The 5433-nt window shown below is 71.0% G+C and carries 7 protein-coding genes; 5 read left to right on the top strand and 2 right to left on the bottom strand.

The annotated features are described in order from the left end of the window. From ACWDX9_RS59095 to ACWDX9_RS59085, 3 genes are all read left to right on the top strand, one after another. A partial coding sequence (locus ACWDX9_RS59095) for an MFS transporter (RefSeq protein WP_449972361.1) occupies positions 1-740 on the top strand: 740 nt, incomplete at its 5' end. Between the two features lie 23 nt (positions 741-763). Then, entirely contained in the window at positions 764-1753 is a 990-nt protein-coding gene (locus ACWDX9_RS59090) for an aldo/keto reductase (RefSeq protein ID WP_449972358.1), read from the top strand. A gap of 44 nt (positions 1754-1797) precedes the next feature. Then, positions 1798-2178 (top strand): DUF2255 family protein, encoded by a 381-nt coding sequence (locus ACWDX9_RS59085; protein ID WP_449972355.1) that lies wholly within the window; start codon positions 1798-1800, stop codon positions 2176-2178. Between the two features lie 199 nt (positions 2179-2377). Here the strand turns inward: ACWDX9_RS59085 and ACWDX9_RS59080 are convergent, their stop codons facing one another. Then, on the bottom strand, positions 2378-2995 hold the full coding sequence (locus ACWDX9_RS59080) for an ATP-dependent Clp protease proteolytic subunit (RefSeq protein WP_449972353.1): 618 nt from the start codon (positions 2993-2995) through the stop codon (positions 2378-2380). 1 nt (position 2996) lies between these two features. Continuing rightward, positions 2997-3560, bottom strand: a complete 564-nt coding sequence (locus ACWDX9_RS59075) for a ClpP family protease (protein ID WP_192783338.1) — start codon at positions 3558-3560, stop codon at positions 2997-2999. A gap of 145 nt (positions 3561-3705) precedes the next feature. Between ACWDX9_RS59075 and ACWDX9_RS59070 the strand changes: the two genes are divergently transcribed. Both ACWDX9_RS59070 and ACWDX9_RS59065 read left to right on the top strand, forming a co-directional pair. Then, the gene (locus ACWDX9_RS59070; RefSeq protein ID WP_449972350.1) at positions 3706-5013 is read left to right on the top strand and encodes a sensor histidine kinase; all 1308 of its coding nucleotides are present in this window, start codon (positions 3706-3708) and stop codon (positions 5011-5013) included. Further along, positions 5010-5433, top strand: a 424-nt coding sequence (locus tag ACWDX9_RS59065; RefSeq protein ID WP_449972349.1) for a response regulator, incomplete at its 3' end; no start/stop codon positions are given. The genes ACWDX9_RS59070 and ACWDX9_RS59065, both read left to right, overlap by 4 nt.

The following is a 5433-nucleotide window of genomic DNA, read 5'->3' as shown; positions in this document are numbered from 1 at the left end:
GGTTCGCCGAGCCCCGGGTGATCGCCGCGTTCGTGGTGGCGGGCGTGGCGCTCGCCGCCTTCCTCGCGGCCCAGGCGCTCCGCACCCACCCGATGGTGCCGCTGGACCTGTTCGCCTCCCGGACCGCGACGGTCAGCGTCGTCGTCGGTTTCGCGTTCGTCGTGGGCTATCACGGGCTGCCGTTCGTGATGAGCCTGTACCTCCAGCAGTTGCGGGGCCTGTCCGCCCTGGCCGCCGGAGCGGCGTTCGCCCCGATGATGCTCGTCGGCGCCATCCTGACCCCCTTCAGCGCGCGCATCACCGAAAGGATCGGCACGCGGGCACTCATCACCACCGGCCTGGCCCTCATGACGGCGGGCCTGTCGGTCCTCGCCCTCGCGCCCGCCTCGACCCCGGTCTGGGCCCTGGCCGCCCTGATGGTCCCGATCGGACTGAGCGGTCCGCTCGTGATGCCGCCGATGACCGCCGCCCTGCTGGACGCCGTCCCGCCCCACCGGGCCGGGGTCGGCGGCGGCGTGTTCAACACCAGCCGGCAGGTGGGCGGTGCCCTGGCCGTCGCGGTCTTCGGCGCGCTGCTCGCGCAACCGGCCGGTTTCCTGCACGGCCTGCGTACCAGCCTGCTCATCGCCGCCGCGGCCACGCTGGCCGCCGCAGCCGCAAGCCGATTGCTAGGACCCGCCGCGACAGCGACGACAGGACGTACGGACGGCGATGTGACAGACGATCACGATCAGCGGTGAAACGATCGAGGAAGGAGTTGACCATGGACAGGCGAACTCTCGGCCGTGATCTCGAGGTCTCGGCGATCGGCCTCGGCTGCATGGGCATGAGCCAGAGCTACGGCCCCAACCCCGGCAGCCGGCAGGAGATGATCGGGCTCATCCGGGCAGCGGTGGAGCGCGGCGTCACGTTCTTCGACACCGCCGAGGTCTACGGGCCGTTCCGCAACGAGCGGTTGGTCGGCGAAGCCCTCGGCCCCGTCCGCGAGCAGGTCGTGATCGCCACCAAGTTCGGATTCGCGTTCGACGCCGAGGGCCGCCAGACCGGGCTGTCCAGCCGGCCCGAGCACATCCGGCAGGCCGTCGACGGCTCGCTCCGGCGGCTCGGCGTCGACGTGATCGACCTGTACTACCAGCACCGCGTCGACCCGCGGGTGCCGATCGAGGACGTCGCCGGAACGGTCAAAACGCTTATCCAGGACGGCAAGGTCCGGCACTTCGGCATGTCCGAGGCAGCCGCCGGCACCATCCGCCGCGCCCACGCCGTCCAGCCCGTGACCGCCGTGCAGAGTGAGTACTCCCTGTGGTGGCGCAGGCCCGAACAGGAGGTCCTGCCGGTCCTGGCAGAACTCGGCATCGGCTTCGTCCCCTACAGCCCGCTCGGCAAAGGATTCCTCACCGGCACCGTCGATGCGGCCACCACCTTCGACCGCGCCGACATCCGCGCGAGCATCCCGCGCTTCACCGCCGAGGCGAGGAAGGCGAACCAGGCGCTCGTCGATCTCCTGGGCGCCATCGCCCGGCGCAAGGGCGCCACACCCGCACAGATCGCGCTGGCCTGGCTGCTGGCCCAGCAGCCCTGGATCGTCCCGATCCCCGGCACCCGCCGGCCGGAGCGACTGGCGGAGAACGTCGCCGCCGCCCACGTCGAGCTCACCACCGACGACCTCGAACACATCGACGACGCCGCCGCGAAGATCGACATCCGGGGTGCCCGCTATCCCGAACACCTGGAACGCATGACCGGCCTGTGACCCGCCGCCACCATCCCGACCAGCAGAAGGAAAGGACATCCGTCATGACTTCATGGACCAGCGACGAACTCGCCCGTATCGGCACCGCGGAGGAGTTGCGGATCGCGCCCGTCCGCGACGACGGCACGCCGCGCACACCGGTGCCCATCTGGGTCGTCCGTGACGGCGACGATCTTTACATCCGCTCCTACCGAGGCGGCGACGGGGCCTGGTACCGGACCGCCCGGGCCGGCCACCGCGCCCACATCACCGCCGGTGGTGTCGACAAGGACGTCGCCTTGGCCGAGGAGAACGATCCCGGCATCAACGACCGGATCGATGCGGCGTACCGCACCAAATACCACCGCTACGGCAGCACCTACGTCGTGCCCATGGTCGCCGCCCAGGCCCGAGCCACGACCCTCAAGCTCCTGCCGCGACCATGACCGCCGCCGTGGGGCACCCGCCTCACGGCGCGTCGGCCGGAGGTGTGGGGTGTTTGGACGCCGGGCCCTCGGAGGCGACCCCGCCGCCTACCATCACCCCGCTCCCGGTCTCGGGCCCTACCTCCGGCCCGGACCCCTGCCCCCCGGCTCCAGCCTTTGGGTTTCGGCGCTTGGTTGTGCGCCGGGGGAGGGGTGGGGGTCAGCGGGCGGGGGTCAGGGTGCGCTTTCTGGAGGCGTAGATGTCGTCCACCAGCCCGTACGTGCGCGCCTGTTCCGCCGTGAAGATCCGATCCCGCTCGATGTCCTTCCTGATCTCCAGGATCCCCCGCCCCGTGTGCCGGGAAAGGATCTCCTCCTGCTGGTCGCGCATGCGCAGGATCTCCCTGGCGTGAATCTCCAGGTCGCTGCCCTGCCCGCGGCCGCCCTCCGCGTGGGGCTCGTGCAGCAGGACGCGGGCGTGCGGCAGGGCGGCGCGTTTGCCGGGTGAGCCCGCCGCCAGCAGGACCGCCGCGGCCGAGGACGCCTCGCCGATGCAGACGGTGTGGACCTCCGGCCGCATGTACTGCATGGTGTCGTAAATGGCCATCATGGCGGTGAACGAGCCGCCGGGGGAGTTGATGTAGAGGCTGACGTCCTGGTCGGGATCGAGCGACTCGAGCGTGAGCAGCTGCGCCATCACGTCGTTGGCCACGGTGTCGTCGATGGGGGCGCCGATGAAGATGATCCGGTCCTCGAAGAGCTTGTTGTACGGGTTCATCTCCCTCATGCCGTACGACGTGCGCTCCGTGAACGAGGGCAGCACATAGCGGCCGCTCATATCAGTTCATCCCTTCTGCGATGTGGTCGACGATGCCGTAGTCCAGCGCCTCCTGGGCGGTGAACCAGCGGTCGCGGTCGGAGTCGGCCTGGATGCGCTCCAGCGGCTGGCCCGTGTGGTGGGCGATGATCTCGGCCATCCGGCGCTTGGTGTAGAGCATGTTGTCGGCCTGGATCTGGATGTCGCTGGCCGAGCCGCCGATGCCGCCGAGCGGCTGGTGCATGACGACACGGGAGTTGGGCAGGGCGTAGCGCTTGCCCTTGGCGCCCGCCGTCAGCAGCACCTGCCCCATGGAGGCGGCGAACCCCATCGCCACCGTCGCCACATCGCACGGAATGAACTGCATCATGTCATAGAGCGCCATCCCGGCGGTCACGGACCCGCCCGGCGAATTGATGTAAAGCGTTATGTCGCGGTGTGGGTCTTCGGCCGCCAGCAATAGGAGCTCCCCGCAGAGCCGGTTGCAAATCTCGTCGTCGACCTCCTGGCCGAGGACGACGATCCGCTCTTTCAGCAGGCGCTGGCTGAGCTGGTCTGGCCAGGCCGCACGCTGGGTCTCCGTCATGACCGGTCGCCTTTCTGTGCTGGGTATTTCCGAGAAAAACGCTAGACCCGGCGGGTGTGAATTCTGGAATTATTTCGCTGGGGGCGCATTTCTCTAAGGGCGCATTCCACCGAGAGCGAATATCCATCGACATACAATCGCGGATGTGAGAAGGAACCTGCCCCGCCGATGGGCGTGCCTCATCCTGGGCGGCGCGCTGCTGATGCCGTACATGATGACCGGCGTCCTGATCGCGGCCCAGTGGCAGGGCCAGAGCGCCAACCTGCTGCTGCCCATCCAGATCGGCGTGTTCGTGGCGGTGCTGCCGGTGGTGGCCGTCACCGGCCTGTTCCTGCCGATCCGAGCCCTGGAGGTGAACGCGGCGCAGGGGCTGCTCGGAGCGCACGTCGAGACCCCGCCCAGGCAGGCGGGCCGCACCTGGCAGGAGCGGCGCAGGACCGCCGCCTGGTTCACCCTGCACCTGGCGATCGGCGGGCTGCTCAGCGGCTCCACGCTGGCCATCGTGCCGTTCACGCTGGTCACGCTCGCGCTGCCGTTCGCCGGGCGGGCGACCCCGATCATCGGCGTCGTCGTGGAGCCGGGATGGCCCGCGGTGCTGTGGCCGCTGGGCGGGCTGGCGCTGCTGGGGGCGCTGGTGGCGACGGTGGCGGGCGCGGGCAAGCTGCTGGCCAGGCTGGCTCCCGTCCTGCTCGGCCCCACCCCGGCCGAACGCCTGGCCGCCGCCGAAGAGAACGCCCGTACGCTCGCCGAACGCAACCGGCTGGCCCGCGAGCTGCACGACTCGGTCGGGCACGCGCTGAGCGTCGTCACCCTGCAGGCCGCCGCCGCGGGCCGGGTCCTCGACCGTGACCCGGAGATCGCCAGAAAGGCCCTGGCGGCGATCGAGCAGTCGGCCCGCACCGCCCTGGAGGACCTCGACCACGTCCTGGGCGTGCTCCGCGAAGACGACCGGGCCGACGACCGGGCCGACGACCGGGCCGATGACCGGGCCGATGACCGGGCCGATGACCGGGCCGATGACCGGGCCGATGCCCGGGCCGGTGGCCGTGGGAACGGCGGCGGTCCGGCCGGGCGGGGCAGGGCGCCGCAGGCCACGCTGGCCGACCTCGACGCGCTCGTCGCCGCCTCGGGCGCTCAGGTGCGGCAGGAGGTGGGCGACCTGTCCGCGGTGCCCGCCGTGGTCTCCAGGGAGGCGTACCGCATCCTCCAGGAGGCGCTCACCAACGCCATCAAGCACGGCCACGGCCCCGTACGCCTGGCCGCCGCCGTACAGGACGACGACCTGAGGCTCGAGGTCACCAACCCGGGACGGGGGACCGGCGGCGGCCCCGGAGGCAGGGGCGTGACGGGGATGCGCGAGCGTGTCCGGCTGCTGCGCGGCGAACTGGACGCGGGCCCCACGGAGGCCGGATGGAGCGTCACGGTACGTCTGCCGCTACGGTCGAGCCCATGACGCTCAGAGTCGTGATCGCCGACGACGAGGACCTCATCCGCGCCGGACTGCGGATCATCATCGACGCCGAGCCGGACCTGACCGTGGTCGGCGAGGCCGCGGACGGCGCCGCCGTCCTGCCCCTGGTCCGCCGTGAGCGGCCCGACGTCGTCCTCATGGACGTCCGCATGCCCGCGCTCGACGGCATCCAGGCCACCGAGCGCCTGCTGGCCCTGGACGCGCCGCCGAAGGTGCTGGTGGTGACCACGTTCGAGAACGACGACTACGTCTACGACGCGCTGCGGGCCGGGGCCAGCGGGTTCCTGCTCAAGCGCACCAGGCCGGACGATCTGATCAAGGCGGTCAAGCTGGTCGCGGCGGGGGAGTCGCTGCTGTTCCCGGCCGCGATCCGGGCGCTGGCCGGGCGCCGGTCCCCGGGCC

Source organism: Nonomuraea sp. NPDC003201 (assembly GCF_053590415.1).
The sequence above is the reverse complement of the archived record's forward strand: the minus strand, read 5'-3'. Positions and strand labels throughout refer to the sequence as shown.

Excerpts from the sequence above, each read along its gene's own strand:
- ACWDX9_RS59075 (WP_192783338.1), bottom strand. The coding sequence starts at position 3,560 with ATGACGGAGACCCAGCGTGCGGCCTGGCCAGACCAGCTCAGCCAGCGC.
- ACWDX9_RS59090 (WP_449972358.1), top strand. The coding sequence starts at position 764 with ATGGACAGGCGAACTCTCGGCCGTGATCTCGAGGTCTCGGCGATCGGC.
- ACWDX9_RS59085 (WP_449972355.1), top strand. The coding sequence starts at position 1,798 with ATGACTTCATGGACCAGCGACGAACTCGCCCGTATCGGCACCGCGGAG.
- ACWDX9_RS59080 (WP_449972353.1), bottom strand. The coding sequence starts at position 2,995 with ATGAGCGGCCGCTATGTGCTGCCCTCGTTCACGGAGCGCACGTCGTAC.